13 protein-coding genes are annotated in these 18489 nt (G+C 72.8%); 3 read left to right on the top strand and 10 right to left on the bottom strand.

Features of this window, described 5'->3' with window-relative positions; all coding sequences use genetic code 11:
* Positions 1 to 117 precede the first annotated feature (117 nt).
* Positions 118 to 1578, top strand: coding sequence for a GH39 family glycosyl hydrolase (locus AC5P1B_RS05410; RefSeq protein ID WP_493885143.1), 1461 nt, complete (start codon positions 118 to 120; stop codon positions 1576 to 1578).
* A gap of 105 nt (positions 1579 to 1683) precedes the next feature.
* On the opposite strand, the gene AC5P1B_RS05405 is transcribed toward AC5P1B_RS05410, so the two are convergent.
* From AC5P1B_RS05405 to AC5P1B_RS05380, 6 genes are all read right to left on the bottom strand, one after another.
* Positions 1684 to 5613: a lipopolysaccharide biosynthesis protein gene (locus AC5P1B_RS05405; protein ID WP_493885141.1), complete on the bottom strand. Its 3930-nt coding sequence runs from the start codon at positions 5611 to 5613 to the stop codon at positions 1684 to 1686.
* Positions 5606 to 6475: a polysaccharide deacetylase family protein gene (locus tag AC5P1B_RS05400; protein ID WP_493885139.1), complete on the bottom strand. Its 870-nt coding sequence runs from the start codon at positions 6473 to 6475 to the stop codon at positions 5606 to 5608. The genes AC5P1B_RS05405 and AC5P1B_RS05400 overlap by 8 nt, the downstream gene beginning before the upstream one ends.
* Positions 6472 to 7704 (bottom strand): glycosyltransferase family 2 protein, encoded by a 1233-nt coding sequence (locus AC5P1B_RS05395; RefSeq protein WP_493885137.1) that lies wholly within the window; start codon positions 7702 to 7704, stop codon positions 6472 to 6474. The genes AC5P1B_RS05400 and AC5P1B_RS05395 overlap by 4 nt, the downstream gene beginning before the upstream one ends.
* Complete coding sequence (locus AC5P1B_RS05390) at positions 7701 to 8546, bottom strand: glycosyltransferase family 2 protein (protein ID WP_493885135.1); 846 nt, start codon at positions 8544 to 8546, stop codon at positions 7701 to 7703. Before AC5P1B_RS05390 ends, AC5P1B_RS05395 begins: the two co-directional genes overlap by 4 nt.
* Positions 8547 to 9031: 485 nt before the next feature.
* Positions 9032 to 10126 (bottom strand): GNAT family N-acetyltransferase, encoded by a 1095-nt coding sequence (locus tag AC5P1B_RS05385; RefSeq protein WP_493885133.1) that lies wholly within the window; start codon positions 10124 to 10126, stop codon positions 9032 to 9034.
* Between the two features lie 3 nt (positions 10127 to 10129).
* A complete protein-coding gene (locus AC5P1B_RS05380) occupies positions 10130 to 10654 on the bottom strand; it encodes a hypothetical protein (protein WP_493885131.1) in 525 nt (174 codons plus the stop codon).
* A gap of 444 nt (positions 10655 to 11098) precedes the next feature.
* On the opposite strand from AC5P1B_RS05380, the gene AC5P1B_RS05375 reads away from it, so the two are divergent.
* Positions 11099 to 11926, top strand: a complete 828-nt coding sequence (locus tag AC5P1B_RS05375; protein ID WP_493885130.1) for an SGNH/GDSL hydrolase family protein — start codon at positions 11099 to 11101, stop codon at positions 11924 to 11926.
* On the opposite strand, the gene AC5P1B_RS05370 is transcribed toward AC5P1B_RS05375, so the two are convergent.
* Positions 11896 to 13743: a serine/threonine-protein kinase gene (locus tag AC5P1B_RS05370; protein WP_493885434.1), complete on the bottom strand. Its 1848-nt coding sequence runs from the start codon at positions 13741 to 13743 to the stop codon at positions 11896 to 11898. The two genes, AC5P1B_RS05375 and AC5P1B_RS05370, sit on opposite strands and share 31 nt — an antisense overlap.
* A gap of 544 nt (positions 13744 to 14287) precedes the next feature.
* Between AC5P1B_RS05370 and AC5P1B_RS05365 the strand changes: the two genes are divergently transcribed.
* On the top strand, positions 14288 to 14551 hold the full coding sequence (locus AC5P1B_RS05365; RefSeq protein WP_493885128.1) for a hypothetical protein: 264 nt from the start codon (positions 14288 to 14290) through the stop codon (positions 14549 to 14551).
* Positions 14552 to 14812: 261 nt separating this feature from the next.
* Here AC5P1B_RS05365 and AC5P1B_RS05360 read toward each other — a convergent pair whose 3' ends face one another.
* The 3 genes from AC5P1B_RS05360 to hmgA all read right to left on the bottom strand — a co-directional run bounded on the left by AC5P1B_RS05360 (position 14813) and on the right by hmgA (position 18390).
* Positions 14813 to 16060 carry a type ISP restriction/modification enzyme gene (locus tag AC5P1B_RS05360; RefSeq protein WP_493885432.1) on the bottom strand — a complete coding sequence of 416 codons (1248 nt, stop codon included), beginning with the start codon at positions 16058 to 16060 and terminating at the stop codon, positions 14813 to 14815.
* 218 nt (positions 16061 to 16278) lie between these two features.
* Entirely contained in the window at positions 16279 to 17028 is a 750-nt protein-coding gene (locus AC5P1B_RS05355; RefSeq protein ID WP_493885126.1) for a GntR family transcriptional regulator, read from the bottom strand.
* 18 nt (positions 17029 to 17046) lie between these two features.
* On the bottom strand, positions 17047 to 18390 hold the full coding sequence (hmgA, locus tag AC5P1B_RS05350) for a homogentisate 1,2-dioxygenase (RefSeq protein WP_493885124.1): 1344 nt from the start codon (positions 18388 to 18390) through the stop codon (positions 17047 to 17049).
* Between the last annotated feature and the right edge of the window lie 99 nt (positions 18391 to 18489).

Genomic DNA, 18489 nt, shown 5'->3' with positions numbered 1-18489 from the left:
CGCGCGCACGGAATTACGCGATACCGGCCGCGCCCCGGAGCGCGCACCGCCCCTGTTGTCCAGCTGTTCCCGCGCACGCCGTCAGAGGGGGGTTGCGGGGTGGATAGTCTTGCCGTCATGGGACGCCACGATGGGGACGGCGCGGGAAAATCACGGGTGGGACGGTGGTGGCTCACCGCGCTGCTCGGCATCGCCCTGGCCACCCTGGTGCTGCTGCTCTCACTGTCCGCCGGGCTTCCCGGCGGTGGCGGTGCGGCGGACGGTGACCGCGACAGCGACACCACCAGCGACACCACCAGCCCGCGCCCCCACCCCCACCCCGGCGTCTATGGCACCCCGGGCCTTCCGGACCGGAGTCCGTCGGTGCGGCCGGGCTGGGGATTCACCCACACCCAGTACAGCGCCGACCACGGCGCGGCCGGTTCCCTGCGGGCCGCCGACCGGCTGCTCTCCGCGCGGCCCATGCCGCAGAACCAGCACATCATGGGCTGGGGCGCGACCAACCCGGAGCCCTCGCCCGACCGCTACGACTTCACCGAACTCGACCGGCGCGTCCAGCTGATGCGCGACACGGGGGCCACCCCCGTCCTGACCCTGTGCTGCGCCCCCGACTGGATGAAGGGCGGCGAGGCGGGCCGCACCGACTGGGCACAGGAGCGGCTGGAGACGGCGCCGGAGCCCGCGCACTTCGACGACTTCGCCCAGCTCGCCGCCACGGTCGCCCGGCGCTACCCGGACGTGCGGCACTTCATCGTGTGGAACGAGCTCAAGGGCTTCTTCGACGACGGCAAGCGGCGCTGGGACTACGAGGGCTACACCGACCTGTACAACAAGGTGTACCGGGCGCTGAAGAAGGTCGACGAGGACATCAAGGTCGGCGGCCCTTACGTGGTCATGGACAGCGACCCGCCAGGGGACTCGCCCCACGCGTCCTCCTTGAGCGGCCGGTGGGGGACGGCGGACCAGCGGTCCCTCGACGTGGTGGAGTACTGGCACAAGAACAAGGCGGGCGCCGAATTCGTCGTCGTGGACGGCGCCAGCTACACGCGCGAGGGGGACCGGCTGCTCCCCGACGAATTCGGCGCCACGGAGAAGTTCGCCGACGTCACCCACTGGCTGCGCCGGACGACCGGGCTGCCCGTGTGGTGGGCCGAGTGGTACGCCGAGCCGCCGGACTCCGGCGACGAGCGCGACGGCTGGAGCGAGCCGCACCGCACCGCCGTCCAGGCGACCGCCATGAGCAGGCTCGCCGAAGGCGGCGCGTCCTCGGCCTTCTACTGGAACCCGCAGGGGAAAGGCGCCTCCTGCCCGGGCTGCCTGTGGCGCAGCACCGAACTGGACGACGGGGGCAGGGAACTGCCGATGATGCGGCTGCTGACCCGGTTCTCCCGGGAGTTCCCGCCCGGCACCCGCTACGAGCGCGTCACCATCGCCGACGACGACCGGCCCCACGTGCGCGTCCTCGCCGACCGCGACGCCGTCCTGGTCGTCAACACGCGGGCGCGCCCGATCGACGCGAAGATCGACGGCCGGTCCTTCGACATGAAGGCGTACGAGGTGCGCTGGCTCAAGCGCTGAGCGAGCGGGCAGAGCCGGGCGGGGCGGCGGGGCGGGGACCGTACGGCGCCCGCCCCGCACCCACCCCTGACGCTCGTATCCCCGCCCTGACCGCCCGGTGGCAGGTCAGGCCAGGGTCACGAACCGCTGCACCAGCACGGCGAGCACCACGATCAGCAGGGGCAGCGCGAACCAGAACGAGCCCTGCATCCAGCGCAGCCGCCGCACGCTCGGCGGCACCGCCACCCGGGTCACCTCGCGCGCGGCCAGCAGCAGGATCACGGCGAGCGCGGCGAGCCCGCCGACCACCGACCACGGCGTCCACGTCACCCGGGGGCCGGCCGGTCCCGGATCGGCTTTGGCCACGGCGCCCGGCGGCTGCCGCCTCAGCTCATACACCGCCGCGTCCTCGTTGGAGACCACCCGGCGCAGCTCGGACCGCCCGTCGAGCGAACGGCGCAGCCGCTCCTGCCAGGTGTCCGGGTAGCCCGCGTTGTACGTGAGGTAGACCGACTGGCCGCGGTTGACCACCAGATAGGACCGCGGGCCCGCCGTCCGCAGCGCGGAGACCAGCGGGTCCACCCGGGCCGGGTCCAGCGGGGCGAGGGTCGGCTCGTAGCTCACCCGCTCCATGTCCCTCGCGCCCCAGGGCAGCGCCGGGGTGACGCTGCCCACCGGGTCCTCGGTCATCCACAGCACCCGCGTCGTGGGCTTGTCGTGCGCGTAGACGTACTCCATCGCCGCGACCTCGCCGGGCCTGACCCGCTCGAACGGCTCGTTGCCCCAACGGGCCACGAGGAAGCCGAAGATCAGCACGAGCCCCGCCAGCAGCGCGGCGTATGGGCCCAGCCCCCGGCGCGCCGCTGACACCTTCGGGAAGAGGGCGAGGGCGGCCAGCGCGCAGGCGCCGGGCAGCGCGAACATGAACACGCGCAGCGCCATCTCGCCACCGTAGGACTGCATGCCGAAGCCGAGGAACGGCACGAAGGTGAGGACGAGCAGCGACCGTTCGGTGAACCCGGCGGCGCGCCGCCGCAGCACACCCCAGCAGGCGAACGCCAGCACACCGCCCGCCAGCGCGACCCGCGTGTACAGCACCAGCTTGTGGACGCTGCTGCCGCCCTCGATGCGCCCCGAGACGGACGAGGAGACGTTGCCGCCGACCCCGCCGACGCCGCCGAACAGCTCATCGAAGTGGCCCGACCAGTACGGCTCGGCAAGGAAACCGATCCACACCAGCGCCATGACCCCGCACAGCAGCGGCAGCCCGCGCAGCGTGGACCGGCCGCTGAGCACCAGCGCGCTCGCCACTCCCAGCATGACGAACGGGGTGAGCTGGTGCGCGGCGACCGAGGCGGCGAACAGGGCGAGCAGCAGGCACAGCAGCGCCGTACGGGGCGCACGCCCCACCTGGTCGACCTCGCTCTCGCCCGGCCACAGCTTGCCGCGCAGCGCCCGCGGCTCCCTGAACCAGACCAGCAGGACCGCCGCGAAGGCCAGGTAGAACAGGAAGGTGAAGCCCTGCGGGGAGAAGTAGTCCTGCCCGACCCAGCCGCAGAGCGCGAACAGCCAGACAGCCGTCCACTTGGCGCGCCAGCTCGCCCGCATCGCCCGGGTGAGGACCATGAGGGGCGCGAGGTAGAGGAGCTGGACGACCAGCGGCCACCAGCGCAGCAGCCCGGTGAGGTCCTCGGCCCCGCACGCCTGCGCCAGGAACTGCGCACCGGCGAAGAATCCCGGCCAGCTCCACCGCGCGTCGAGATCCGGCGCCGCCTCCCCGGTGCGGCCGATGTAGTCAAGGAACCCCAGATGCTGCCACGCGGTGGCGAACCTGGGCTCCGACTCCAGCACGGCGGGCACCGCGTGCAGCGACACCACCGTCGCCAGCAGCGTCACGGTGAGCAGCGCGCGCGGGGGAGTGCGCTGCCACAGCCCCGTAGCGAAGGTCACCACCAGCAGCGCCGTGCCCAGCAGGGTCGGCAGCGGCAGGACGGAGATGAGCCCGAGGCCGCCCATGGCGTCCAGGTCGGTGTCGTCCATGCCGGTCAGCGGCAGCCAGAACAAGGCGAGCGCGAGCGAGAGCAGCGGCCATCCGGCGCGGGCCACGGCCCGGTCGTACGGCGTCGGGGGCGGCGCCGCGGACGCCCCGGGGGCGGTCGCGACGGGAGGGCGGGCGCCGGGCCCTTGGCCGCCCGGCGTGTCCGCGTCCGGTCTGTTCGCGTCCCGCGTGTCTCCGCCCGGCCTGTTTCCGTCCGGCCTGTTTCCGTCCGGCGCGTTCCCGCTGGGAAGGGCGGGGTCGCGGGGCGGGGCGGGGGAGACCTCCGGTACGGGGAGGCGGCCCTCGCGCGCCACCGAGCTGTGCGTGGACGCGTGGTCGGCCACTGAGATCTCGGCCGGGGCCGGGGCCCGCTCGGCCACCGGGAGGCGGGTCGGAGCGCGGAACTCGCCGACCGGTGACCGCCGCACGTCCGGACGCCGTTCCGGATGGTCGAAGTCCATCCTCGCGCCGAGCGGCAGCGTCTCGTCGTCCAGGGCGGCCCGCAGCGCCCACCCGGGGCCGTGCCGGTCGTGGCGCCGCTCGCCCACCGCCCGGCGGGCGTCGCCGCCGGTGCCCGCCGGCGCGCCAGGCACCGGCCGCACCCGGTCCTGACCGGCGGCGAGGTCGCCGAGGTCGCCGAAGTCGCCGTCCGGGGCCGCCTCGCCTGACGGACGCGCGCCGACGGGCTCACCCGGAGGCCGCCGCACCACCGCGGACAGTTTGACGGCGGCGATCGCGGCGATCAGCGCGAGGCTGGAGACCTCGGCCACCCCCGCGCCGGTAAGTCCCATACGGGGCAGCAGGACCAGGGTCAGGCCGAGGACCAGCAGGCACAACAGGCCCTGGAGATAGGCGAGTCCGGAGGTCCGGCTCTGCGCGCGCAGCACCGCGAAATAGACCTCGATGATGACGCGCAGCGCCGCTCCGACCGCGAACCACCGCAGCAGCGGAGTGGCCTCCTCCGCGTAGCCACGGCCGAACACGCCCAGGATGTACGGGGCGAGGACGAACATGGTCAGACAGACCGGGATCATGATCCGTGCCATCCGGCGCAGCGCCGCCCGGCAGTTCGCCGCCAGCCGCGCCGGATCGTGCGCGCCCTCCACGGTCAGCGAGGCGCCCATGTTGATGGCGAGCAGGTTCATCGTGCCGCTGATGGTTGTGGTGATGTAGAAGTACGCGTTGTCCGTCGAGCTGACCTGCGACGCGACGATCACCGGTACGAGGTAGACCACGGCGAGGGAGAAGAGGGAGCCGGTGTAGTCCCCGGCGAGGAAACGGCCCAGCTCACGGCTCGTGGGCGGGTGCGCCTTGTCCTGGGTGGCCTTGATGTGCCGGGGGATGAGCCGCCGGAACACCAGCCACCCCAGCGGCAGCACCGACACGGCGATGGCCGCCACCCACGACACGAACACCCCGGCGGTGGGAATCGCCGCGGCGAACGCGATCAGCAGCACCAGCTTCACCGCCGAGAACACGGTGTTGCCCACCGGCACCCAGAAGGCCCGGCGCAGTCCGGTCAGTACCCCGTCCTGCAGGGTGAGCAGCGACCAGGCGACCACGGCGACGACGAAGCCCATGCCGTGCACGGGCCCGTGCAGGAAGCGGTACGAGGGGCCCCACAGGTCGAGCGTGAGGAGGAAGAACCCGGCGGCGACGGCGACGAACGCCGAACTCGCCGCGTACGTACGGAAAACCAGGTGACCCGTCGCCCGCCCCGCCACCGGGATGAACCTGGCCAGCGCTCCCGTCAGGGTCAGCGCCGCGAGCCCGGCGAGGAGCTTCATGGCGGCGATGGCCGCCGAGCTCTGGCCGACCGCGTCCTCCGAGTAGTAACGGGCGGCGGCCAGCCAGAAACCCAGCCCGAGCACAGCGGAGATGCCCGTATTGATCATCAGCGCGTAAGCGTTGCGGAACAGCGGGCTGCCGCCCCCGCCCCGCCCGCCCAGCCGCATTCCGCGGCCGGGCGGGCGTTCGTCCTTCTGCTGCTCGGACCGGGTGGTGGTGGTCTCAGACACGGTCCGCGGTCACCTTCCCCGCTGAGCACACCCGCACGGCCCGCCGGACGCGGCGTACCACGGCGTACCCCTTCGTGAGTGCTCGGTCTCCGGCGAAGACGCGGCCGACCGCCTGACCGGTGATCAGCCGCCCGAAATCCCCGATGGTGGTGGAACGGCGCACCGTCACCCGCTCCAGCGCGTAGGGACCCTGACCGCGCGCGGCGAGCGAGTTGCCCACCGCCAGGGACACCGTGAACCCGGCCCGCCGCACCACCCCGCGCACCCGGCGGCTGGAGTAGCCGTACGGGTAGGCGAAGGAGACCGGCGCGCGGCCGAGCTCCAAGGCGATGATCTCCCGGCAGCGCTCCACTTCGAACGACAGCCGGTCGTCGTCGAGTTGGTCGAGCTGGGGGTGGGTGTGGCTGTGCCCGCCGATCTCCACTCCCGCCGCGGCCAGCGCGCGTACCTGGTCCCAGTCCAGCGGGCTGTCGAGTGCGCCTCCGGTGTCATAGGCGCCACGCACCCAGCCCGTGGAGACGAACACGGTCGCCGCGAAGCCGTGCTCGGTGAGCAGGGGGAGGGCGTGCCGGTACGTGCCCTCGTATCCGTCGTCGAAGGTGATCAGCACCGGGGACGGCGGGAGCGCGGCGCCCTCCCGCCAGGCCGCGGCCAGCCGTTCGGTGGTCACCGGGGTGAAGCCGCGTGCGCGGAGCAGCTCCATCTGCTGCGCGAACGCGTAAGGAGTGACAGAGAGCGCGTACGCCAAATGGGAAGGGGCGTCGGCGATGGCGTGGTACATCAGGATCGGCACCCGCTCGCTCCCCGCTCCCGTGCGGCCCCGGTCGGCACAGCCAGGGCCGGGGACGCGCGCCCTGTTCATGCCGGATCACCCCCTGGCGCGCTGACCGGCGCCGGCGGCACCGCCACCGGACCGCTCGGCGCGTCCCGGGCCGCCGCGCCGTCCGCCGTGGCGCCGTTCGCCGCGGGCGTGCGGATGTCCGCTGCCGCCGGAGCGCGCACCGGCGCGGCCCCGATGGGCGGTGGCACGGTGAACCTCGCGGTGCCCCGGCGGGCGCGTACGCTCCCCACCGCGTACCCCCCGGCCGCGGCCAGCGCCCCCGTGACGATCGCGCCCGCCCGGCCCGCGCCGCCCGGCCTGCCGAGCAGTGCGTCCCGCAGGCCGCGCGCCACCCCGGCGGGCAGTACCCGCGTGGTGTAGCGGCGCTCCGTGGCGAGACCGGCCCGCGCCCCGACGCTGCGGGCCACCAGGGCCTTGGACAGCCCCTCGGCGTAGGAACGGGTGCGGAAGTAGCCGAACCGCTCGCGGGCCGCGGGCACCCGATGGTGGATGACCGCCCGGTCGTCGATCAGCAGCACCGCGTCCGGTCTGCCGCGGGTGAGACGGATGCACAGTTCCGTCTCCTCGCAGCCGAGTGGCCGCTTGTCGCCGTCCCTGCCGATTCCGGTGGCGAAGCCCCCGGCGATGTCGAAGACCTCCCGCCGGAAGGAGGCGTTGCCGCCCAGGACGTTGCGCACCCGGACCCGGCCCGGCGGCAGACCCTCATACGTGCAGCCGACGACCCAGTCGAACTCGCGCGGAAACCACGGCGGCCTGCGGGACGCCCACAGCGGCAGCGTCCGGCCGCCGACCGCGAGCACCGCGGGGTCCGCGTAGCCTTCGGCGAAGTAGCGCAGCCACTGGCGGTCGGCGACCGCGTCGTCGTCGAGGAAGGCGATCACCTCGCCCGCCGCGACGGCGATGCCCGTGTTCCGTCCGGCGGACAGCCCGCGAGGGCCCGCGTTGGCGAGTACGCGCACCGCGACGACCGGCCGCTGCCCGCCGCGGTCACCTGGGTGCTCCCCGGCACGGATGTCGGCGGGGCCGCCCGTATCCGCGGGGTCGTCCGTGCCGCCGAGTCCGTCCGGGCCGTAGTGCTCCTGGAAGCGGCGGAGAAGTGGTTCGTTGTGGTCGATCACCAGGAGTACCTCGTAGGCGCTCCTGGCCTGGCGGCGCACCGAGGCCACCGAGGCGAGCGTGTCGCTCCAGCGGGCCTCGGTGTACGCGCAGATCACCACCGAGACGCGGGGCGCCTCAGCCGCGAGGCTCAAGAGACCTCCCCGCGGTTCGCGCCCAGTGCGATGGCGGGGCGGCGGCGGTGCCTTTTGTCGCCCTGCTCGCGCAGGATGACCCGCAGCACGCGCAGCCCGTCGCGGACGGCCCGCAGGTTGCTGACGCCGTGGATGCGTTCGTACTCGTGGCTGGGGATCTCCTGGACCCGCAGCCGGGCCTTGACGACCCGGATGTTCATCAGGGTCTCGACCTCGAAACCCGCGCAGTCCAGAGAGATCTCATCCAGGCAGCGGGTCCAGAAGGCGTTGTAGCCGTAGCAGAGATCGGTGTAGCGGGCGCCGAACTTCTGGTTGACGAAAGAGGTGAGGAGCCGGTTGCCGAGCTTGCGGATGGGCGTCATGTCGTCGGTGCCGCCGCCGTTGGCGAAGCGGGAGCCCTTGGCGAAGTCGGCGCCGGAGACCAGGGCCGAGACATAGCTGACGATCTCGGCGCCGTCGGCTGAGCCGTCCGCGTCGACCATCACGATGATCTCGCCGGTGCATGCGGCGAAACCGCTGATCAGCGCGTCGCCCTTGCCCTTGCCGCGCTGCCGGACGACCTTCACTTCCGGACACAGCTCACGGGCCACGGCGATGGTGTCGTCGGTCGAGTCGCCATCGACCAGGACGACCTCGTGTATCCAGTCGGGCAGGGTCTTGAAGACGTACGGAAGGTTCTCCGCCTCGTTCATGGCGGGGATGACCACACTCACCGGTGGCGTGATGGCGAGGTGGGAGGAGATGGGCCGGTAATGACCGCCGGCGTGTTCCGTTGAGCCGTTCGAGGACGGCGTGGTTAACGGGCCTTCGCCCGGCGTGGCCGGGCGCAGCACTGAGCTCATGAGTCTGGTTTCCCTCTCGTCCGGTGGACCGCCCCCACGGAGGTCCGTTGGTGTATCCGGTTCGAAAGGGGGGTTCTCACCCCGACCATGACGGCATGGGTCGCCGTTCCAACAGGGTGAGCTGGCATAACGTTCTGGCCTCGCGGCACGCGACTCGGCGTCTGTTCGGCGCCGGGCACGGCACCCCCCTACCGCACCCCGCTTCAGGCCCCATCGCGACGCTTGAGCCCTCCCCTAGAGCCGCCTTGCATGAGGGGCCGATGCGGGGGGATGTACGACGGTATTGATAATTGAGACTGTATGACAAGCCCTTGAGCGGTGAATCCTCCTTTGGTGTTTTTGGCCACGGATGTGCGAAGCCTTTGTGGAGCAGGTTGTTCTCCAGGTCCGGCCTCCGCACCGGCCCGGGCCCGGAATTGCCTCCTGTCCCGCCGCCCCGGTGTTCGAACGCCGGGAAGGCGGGAAGGCGGAATCGGTAAACCGGCTCAGTCCCGCTGACGGAGCCGGCCGAGGTTCTTGAGCAATTGGTCGGCGGGCTGGAAGAGCTGGGGCCGGGACACCACCGCGTCGCGCAGCGCCCGCACCGGCGCCCGGTACGCCTGGTGGCCCAGCGCGATCGGATGGCGGCGGGTCACCCAGCCCTCTGACACCGCCAGTTCGCGGGTCTTCAGGGAGTCCTTGTACTGCTTGTCGCCCCGCCCGAGATCGATATAGGCGAGCTGGTCGGCGGCCGCTCCCTCGGCCATCCGCAGATGCGTCACCAGACCGGGTGAGTACTTGCCGAAGGCCGGATCGTACGCCGGAAACCAGCAGCAGAGCACGCGTTCCGAACGCAATCCGAAATGCGCGGCGACCGGCCGCCCACCCGCGTAGAGAACGGAGAGCAGTCCCGTACACGAGGATTCCCTGGTGTGGAAGAGCTGCTCCACGAGGCGGGTGATCCACGTATGGGCGAACCGGTCGCTGCGCCCGGTTCTTCGGTACTGCGCGGACTTCCACTCCATCAGCGTGCGCAACACGGCAGGATCGCGTTCGTCGTGGACGTAGCGGACCTCACCGGCCTCCCGGGCGAGCCTGCGCTGCTTGTACAGCGTGCCGCGCAGGAAGCTCGGCGACTGGGCGCGGAGCGCGGCGAGGTAGGCCGGGTACCCCTGCTCGACATCGACCACGGGCGAGGGGTACGTGCGGCGGGTGCCGGGGTCGAAGGGCTTCTGGCTCTCCACCAGGTGGTCGAACTCCCACACCGACAGCCGGCACGCCCGCAGCAGCTCGCGCGCGTCCCACTGGAACCCCGGCCTGTGCACCAGGCCCTGGGCGTCGGAGACCCCGAGGCCGATCGCACGGCCGACTCCCAGCGCGCCGCGCTGGAAGGGGAAGAACGCCGCGGGGACGCCCTCCTCGCGGACCACGGCGATCCGCACCCCCCGGCGGCACCGGCCGAGGGCCAGCGCGAACTCGGGGGACAGGAAGGGGTTGGCGAGCTGCGGGGAGCCCAGCACGTGGGCCTGTGACTGCATGGCGCGCCAGGCCGCCTGGTCGGCGGCCGTCAGGTCGCCGGGGCGGTACACACTGATGTCCACGTCTTATGCCCGACTTCTCGTCATATGGCGCCGGAAGCGCCGTGCGTATGTCAGCAGGAAGAGGAGGAGGCTCAGCGCGCCGACGGCGACGATGCCGCCGCGCACGGTCCACAGCTGCAAGGCGAGCATGACCTGGGCCACCAGTACGTCGATGGCCACCGCCGCGGCCACGGCGAGCACCGGCCGGCTGAGCGGATCGACACCGCGCAACGCGGCGCCCACGGCGGACGCGGGCGCGACGATGAGGAAGAACAGCGTGAAGGGCGCGCGCAGCGGCGAGTCGATGTCGGCGAACGCCAGCGCCGCGCCGACCCCTCCGATGCCGAGCGCCGCCCCCGCGGCCAGTGAGACGGAATCGCCTGACGGCCACCTCTTCTTGCTCTTCTTGCTGCTCTTCTCGTGGTGGTTATCGCCCGAGTTGTTCTCGTCCGTGTTGGTTCCATCAGTGATGCTCTGCATTGGCGACTTTGCCCCCCGAAGCGCCGGATGCCAGGCTTTAATGTCGCGCAGTGTGAGGATGCCCGTCAAGATGCTCCAAGCATGACAACAAGCCATATGGTCCGGCCAGTTGTCTCGCCCGCGAGGCACGCGGCGCGCCGCCTGGGGGAGTCCGGCGCGGGGGTATCGGGGCGGTCTCGCGGGCGTCGCCGGGCGGGCTCGCGCCGGGGCTCGGCGCGCCACCGGGGGTCGCGTCGCCGGTCAGGGGCGTGCGGTGCGTGAGAGGTACGGAGCCGACCGCGCCGGGCGCCCGGTCGGCGGCGACTACCGCTCAAAGCGCTGTCAGGCAAGCCTTCTGACGTCATGACATATTCATGTCACTTGACCGCAATTCGGGGGTGCGGCGGGGTAGAACCCTTTGGCATGGACATCTCCGTTGGTCTTCGTCGGCTCCCTGGGCACGTCGGCGCCACGCCCGCCACGCGGAGGCGTCCGGTCCGTCCCCCACGTCAGAGATCCTGCTAAAGGAGACTCATGAAACTGACCCGGTTCGCGTCCGCCGCGTCCGCGGCCCTGCTCACCGCCGCGCTCGCACTCACCGGCGCCGGTGCCGCCCACTCGGCCGAGAAGTCCGCCCAGACCGCTGAAAACACAGCCGCACCCGCGTATGTAGCGCTCGGTGACTCCTACTCCTCCGGCGTGGGAGCGGGTGACTACGACGGGGCGAGCGGCGACTGCAAGCGCAGCAACCGTGCTTACCCCAAGCTCTGGGCGGCCAAGAACGCACCGTCAAGCTTCCACTTCACCGCGTGTTCCGGCGCCCGGACGGGTGATGTCCTCGCAGGCCAGCTCGGCCCGGTGAACAGCGGCACCGGACTGGTCAGCATCACCGTCGGCGGCAACGACGCGGGCTTCGCCGACGTCATGACCACCTGTGTGCTCCAGTCCGAGAGCGCGTGCGTGAACCGGGTCAACACCGCCCGCGGCTACGTCGAGAGCACCCTCCCCGGCAAGCTCGACCAGGTCTACTCGGCGATCGAGAGCAAGGCGCCCTCCGCCCGCGTCGTCGTCCTCGGCTACCCGCGCTTCTACAAGCTGGGCGGCAGCTGCGTGGCGGGCCTCACCGAGAAGGAGCGGTCGGCCATCAACAACGCCGCCGACCTGCTCAACTCCGTCACCGCCAAGCGCGCCGCCGACCACGGCTTCGCGTTCGGCGATGTCAGCGGGCCTTTCACCGGCCACGAGATCTGCTCAGGCGCCTCGTGGCTGCACAGCGTGACCTTCCCGGTCGGTGACTCCTACCACCCGACGGCCGCCGGCCAGTCAGGTGGTTACCTGCCGACCTTCGCCTCGGCCGTGTAGGCCGCCGGGGCCGCCGACGCCGTACCGGTGGTCTGCTGAGAAGGCGCCTCCTCGCACGTGACCGTGAAAGCGATGTGCGAGGAGGTCGCCGCCTTCGGGCTCTTGACCTCGACGCCGATGGTGTCGTGACGGGTGGCGTCCGGCTCGTACAGCAGCTCGGTGTGGTTGACCTGCGCCGAACCGCTCCCCACATCGACGGTCTTCCAGCCGGGGTCCGAGATGTTGCCGCTGCCGGTCACCCAGCGGTAGGTGACCCGCGCCGGGGCCGGTGAGACCGTGAGGGTGGCCGAGAAACGCGGCGCCTGATCGGTGGGCGCCGGGCACGGTCCCGTATAGCTGCCGCGGACCGCGTGCACGGTGACCGTGACCGTGTACGGCTTCGGACGGTCGGTCGGCGGCCGTGTTGTGACGTGGCCGCTGCCGCCCCCGTCGGTCTTCCCGGCGGTCTTGCCGTATCCGCTCGTCGCGTCCGAGCCGCCGCTGTCCGTCCCGCCGCTGTCGCTGCCCGCGCTGCTGGCGCCCCCGGAGGCGGTGCCGCCGCCGTCCGACCCTGTGCCCGCCGACGAGGCCGCGCCCGCGTCGCCCGCCGAGCCGCCGCCGCTGTCACCGCTCCCGGCGTCCCCGCCACCGCTCCGCTCGCCGCTCGACGCCGAGCCCGCGCCGTCCTTGCTGCCGTCGTCCAGCAGCGCCCATGCCACCCCGCCCGCCGTCAGCGCGGCCAGCAGCACCCCGGCCGCCACGGCCAGGGCCACACGCCGTGAGCGGCCCACGCCCGGGGCGCCGGCCGGGACGCCGGCCGCAGCGCCAGCCGCAGCGCCGGGCGGAGCCGCGGCCGTACGGCTGGCTGCGCCGGAGACGTGGGTCGGCGCGCCGAACGTGCCGCGGGGCGGGCTGACCTGGCTGCCCGTCGCCGTCGGCCAGGCCGTGACGGTGGGCGCGTAACCCACCGGCGGGCCGGGTGCCGGGCCGACCCGTGGCGCGTCGCCGGTCGCGACCCGTCGCAGCGCGCTCTCGGCCACATCCGCCGTGATCCGCGCGTCAGGGTCCTTGCGCAGCAGCCCCTCCAGTACGGGAGTGAGCGCGCCGGCCCTGCGCGGCGGCGGCAGCGGGTCGTCCACGATGGAGCGCAGGGTGCTGAGCGGGGTGTCGGCCCGGAACGGCGAGTGGTGCTCGACGGCGGCGTACAGCGTCACGCCCAGCGACCACAGGTCGGACGCCGGGCCCGGTGGCCGTCCCAGCGCGCGCTCGGGCGCGAGGAACTCCGGTGAACCGACGAGCTCCCCGGTCAGTGTCAGCGCGGAACTGCCCTCGACCACGGCGATCCCGAAGTCCGTGAGGACCACCCGGCCGCTTCCCGCACCCCGCCCGTTCCCTTCGGCGAGCAGCACGTTGCCCGGCTTCACGTCGCGGTGCAGCACCCCGGCCGCGTGCGCCGCCCGCAGCGCGGCGACCACCTCGGCACCCACGCCCGCCGCCCGCTGCGGTGACATGGGGCCGTCCGCCGCCAGGGCGTCCGCCAGCGAACGGCCGCGGACCAGCTCCATCACGATCCACGGGTGCCCGCCCTCCATCGCCACGTCATAGACCGTCACGACATTGGGATGCGAGATACGGGCCGCCGCCCGGCCCTCCCGCTCCAGCCGGGCGTACAGCTGCGCCACCTCATGGCCCGGCAGCTGGTCCGGGGCGCGCACCTCCTTGATGGCGACCTCGCGGCCGAGCACGTCGTCATGGGCCCGCCAGACGACGCCCATGCCGCCCCGGCCGAGCTCGGACTGCAGCAGATAGCGGCCGGCCACCCGGCGGGTGCCTGCCATGGTCGGCTCGTGGCCGCCATGGGCACCGCCGTGGGAAGAGCGGGCGCCAGGGCCCTCACCACGGGGAGGCTCGCCGCCAGGGTCCGCACCACCAAGACGCTCGCTCATGGACGGGCCCCCTCCCGTATCGAGCAATTCGGCGTAAATCTAACGCAACTCAGGCCGTACGCGGCCCTCTTGGGCGGAGATCCACCCTCTTGTGGTGTCTGGCAGGGGTCTTGTACCGGAACGGCTACGTCCCGCGCGGCACGACCACCTCCGCTGGAAGCGGGGCCGCACCCGGACGCGGGCCCGGTGAGAGCCTGGGGCGCGACCTCACGCGGTGTACTCGGGCGTGGCGACCGTCCGGTGCGGGGGGCGCGCACGGCGCGAGAACGGGGCCGGGAGTGCGTCGGAGCGCGGTGCAGGGCACGCCACGAGTGGATACGTCTGTCAACGTCCTTGACGGCGCTGTGAATCCGAGGTGTGGGATGCGCGGGTGACGGCGGGGGGAGGTAGGGTTACTCTGCCCGGGGCGGGTGCCCTCGTACGGGTGGGGAGTGTCATGGAGCAGATAGCAATGCGAAGCAGGCCACGGGTGCCTGCGATCAACTGTGGGAGTGGTGCGTCCAGTGCGCGCCTCGACCGCCATCTTTCGGTGCTCGGCGGCCCTGCCGTGTCGCACCGCGAGGCGGAGGGCGCCACAGTACTGATGCAGGAACTGACGGCGCGTGACCACACGCGCACGAAGACGAGCCGGGGCGCAAAGGTCTCGCTGTTCGCGCCGCTCCGGCGGCTGCGACGTTCGCTGTTCGGCAGCCACGGCTGACCCGAGCGCGCTCAGCAGGAGAGTTCCCTACCCCGCTTCGTTCCCGCTCGAACCGGTCCGGCCTGGCACCGCCAGGCCGGACCGGCGCCCATACCGACCCGGCGCGGTCGGTCCGGCCCGCTCCAGCCGGTCCGTCGCCCGGTCCGGGTCTCTCGTCCAGTGGCCCGTAGCGCTTGTTCCGCCCGCTTCACCGGCGGGCCCGCACCCGCCCCGCTCCCGCGCCGTTCCCGCTCTCGTGCGGCATTCTCGCGCCGTACCCACTCACAGCAACGCGTACTGTCCGTCCGGCCCCTCTTCATGGTGGTCGAGCACCGACGCGGGCCGGCGCGCGGCCCCGGGCACCGGCAGCACCCCGGCCTCGCCCAGTTCCGCGACGCTGATCAGCGGTTCCTCGGCCAGCCGCCGCATGAGATGCCGCTCGGCTTCCCGCAGTTCGGCCAGCAGCGTCAGCACTGTGATGAGCTCCAGCAGGTCGGTGGTCCACTCCTGACGCCAGCCCGCGGCGCCGACCGCTTCCAGCGTGCCGGGTGCCGCCGGTGCGGTGCGGCGCTCGAACCAGCTGTCCAGCACCCGCGCCCCCGCCGTGTGGAACTCCCACGCGGCAGGGTCCACCGGCGATATCCGGCCGTTCCCGAGGCACAGTGTCCGCTCCTCGGCGTCGTAGGTCAGCGCGTCGGGCAGCGGGTCCGTGGTGACGGCGGCCCGTACGTAGGGGCGCCGCCCGCCGGGCAGCCGGGGGCGCTCGCCGGGCGGCGCGGCACCGGCCGCCGCGCCCGGCGCGGGCGGGGCAGCGCAGCGCGCCCCCCGGGTGTGCAGCCACACCCGGCGGCGGCCCAGCGCGACGCCCGCCTCCCACACCTCGGGTGAGGCCGTCAGCGGGATGACGGGGTGGCCTTCGGGGGAGCGCCGCGCGGCGGCGGCCGTCCAGGCCAGCACGCCCTCGGCGGTGACGGGGCGGCCCAGGCGCCGGGTGAGATGGCCGATGAGCCCCGGGGCGAGGTTCGGCTCGCGGCCGCCGGGGCGGCGGTAGAGCGGGCGCACGCGTCCTGGGCGGCCCGCGGGGGAGTGGCCGTCGGGCAGCAGGGCGGCGTAGGCGAGCGCGGCCCCGGAACCGGCCGCGCTCCGGTCGCCCGCGCGTGCCGCCTCCCTCGCCGGTTCGAGGAGGTGGATCTGCTGGTCGTCGGCGACGCGCCACAGCTCGGGCCTGGCCGCGTCGATGAGCCGGTGATCGGGGATCAGCCACAGCTGGTCGAAGGGGCCGTGCGCGATCCGTACGGGTTGCGGGCACCGGCCTGTCTCGCGCGCGAACCGGGCGGTGGACCCGGTCTGCCCCGGCAGCTGGGAGACGGCGGTACGCGGCGTACGGGAGCGGGTGGGCCGGAACAGGGCCTCGCGCGCGGCCTCGCCGTCGGCGCGCAGGAGGGCGTCCCAGCGGGCGGTCAGCGCGGTGGGGTCGGGGGCCGCCACCCAGCCGCGCCCCAGCCGCAGCGGGGCCACGGACCACGGCATCACCGCGTCGAGGGGCGGCGCCTGCGCCCAGGCGGCGTCGGCGTCCGAGGCCGGGCTGCCGTGCGGGGCCCGGCTGGTGTGCGGGCGGCCTGCCGGTCCCTGGGCCTGTGTCGCCGTCACGCGGACGTCCTCCCCCAACCGTTCATGCGCCGACCCCATCGTACCCACGCCGGGCGGGCTCATTCGGGTCGGTGCCCGGGTTCGGGGCGGTGCTCGGCTCAGTGCGCGTCCAGCGTGACGGTGAAGGAGAACCGGTCGCCCCGGTAGCGGATGCGCGCGACGTCCACGACCTGGCCGCTGTCGTCGTAGGTGACGCCCGTGTAGTGCAGGATCGGGCTGAGCAGCGGCACCTTGAGCAGCCGGGCGGTCTCCGGGTCGGCGAGCCGCGCCTCGACGGTGTCCGTGATGCGGCTGATCGCCACGCCCACCACGTCCCGCAGCACCTTGGTCATCGGCCACCGGGTCAGGTCGGCCAGGTCGATGGCCTCGGCGATGTCGGGGCGGATCAGGTTGTGGGCCCAGTTGGTGGGCTCGCCGCCCTCCTCGTCGCAGCGCAGCCGCCGGTACGCCATCGCCTCGGGGAGGTCGGGGAAGTACTCGGCGAGGTCCGCCGGTACGGGTTCGGGGCCGTGGCCCAGCAGCGTGGTGTGCTCCCCGGACTGCTGGGCCACGATCGCGTCGACCGAGCCGAGCAGCCGCACCGGGGCGCCGCGCCGCGCGTTCGGTTCGATGAACGTGCCGCGCCGCCGGTGCCGGCTGATCAGCCCCTCCGTCTCCAGCTCCTTGAGCGCCTGCCGCATGGTGAGGACGCTGACGCCGTAGTGCTCGGCGAGGCGGTCCTCGGTCGGCAGCCGCAGGGGTTCGTGCGGGCGGCGGCCGAGTATGGAGGCGCGCAGCGACTGCGAGACCTGATACCAGAGCGGCAGCTTGCGGTTCAGGGCGAGCGAGTCGGGAGCGAAGGTCGTCACGAGGGCTCCGTCCTACTCCTACGACCGGAAATGGCGCTCCAGACCCTGCCATACCTCGTCGTACCGCTGTTGCAGGTGGTCGGCGTTCATCGCCTGCGGGGTGGCCGTGACCGGCCAGCGGGTCTCGAACATGAAGGCCAGACCGTCGTCGATCTTGTGCGGCTTCAGCTCGGCCGCGCTGGCCGCCTCGAAGGTCTCCCGGTCGGGGCCGTGCGCCGACATCATGTTGTGCAGCGAGCCGCCGCCCGGCACGAAGCCGCCCTTGCCCGCGGTCTTCGCGTCGTACGCGCCCTCGATCAGGCCCATGTACTCGCTCATCACATTGCGGTGGAAGTACGGCGGCCGGAAGGTGTCCTCGCCGACCAGCCAGCGCGGCGCGAAGACGACGAAGTCGACGCCCGCGAGCCCGGGGGTGTCGGAGGGCGAGGTCAGCACGGTGAAGATCGAGGGGTCCGGGTGGTCGTAGCTGATGGAGCCGATCACATTGAACCGGTGCAGGTCGTAGACGTACGGGACGTGGTTGCCGTGCCAGGCGACGACGTCGAGCGGCGAGTGGTCGTAGGTCGCGGCCCACAGGTTGCCGCAGAACTTGTTGACCACCTCGACGGAGCTCTCACGGTCCTCGTAGGCGGCGACCGGGGCGCGGAAGTCACGGGGGTTCGCGAGCCCGTTGGCGCCGATCGGGCCGAGGTCGGGCAGGGTGAAGGGCTGGCCGTAGTTCTCGCAGACGTAGCCCCGGGCCGTCCCGTCCAGCAGCTCGACCCGGAACCGTACGCCGCGTGGGATGAGCGCGACCTCCCCCGGCTCGGCGCGCAGCAGCCCGAACTCGGTGCGCAGCAGCAGCCCGCCGCGCTCGGGGACGATCAGGAGCTCGCCGTCGGCGTCGCTGAACACCCGGCTCTCCATGGACGTGTTGGCGGCGTAGAGGTGGATGGCCATGCCGGTGCGCTGGGTGGCGTCGCCGTTGCCGCCGAGGGTCCACAGGCCGCTGAGGAAGTCGATGCCCGCCGGGGGCTCGGGGAGCGGGTCCCAGCGCAGCCGGTTCGGGTCGGGGGCGCAACTCTCGGGGCCGGTGAACGGAGCGCCGCGCAGGGCGCCGTTGCCGATGCGGGTGAACGGCGGGTGCGCGGCGGACGGGCGGACGCGGTAGAGCCACGAGCGGCGGTTGTGCTGTCTGGGCTCGGTGAAGGCGGAGCCGCTGAGCTGCTCGGCGTAGAGTCCCAGCGGCGCGCGCTGGGGCGAGTTGCGGCCGTGCGGCAGCGCGCCGGGCACGGCTTCGCTGCTGTGTTCGTTGCCGAAGCCGTGGCTGTACGTCAGCCCCTCGGCGGTCTTCCTCGCCTGCTCGTTGCCCGTGCCGCTCATCGCGTGCTCCCACCATCGAAGAATTCCTATAGAAGACCATAGGAATGAAGGCGGGTGAACGTCAATGCGCCGAACCGTCCCCTCAGCGCATACCGGCCG

The sequence above is a fragment of the Streptomyces sp. A01 genome (assembly GCF_059026195.1).
This window is presented reverse-complemented; position numbering and strand designations above follow the sequence as displayed.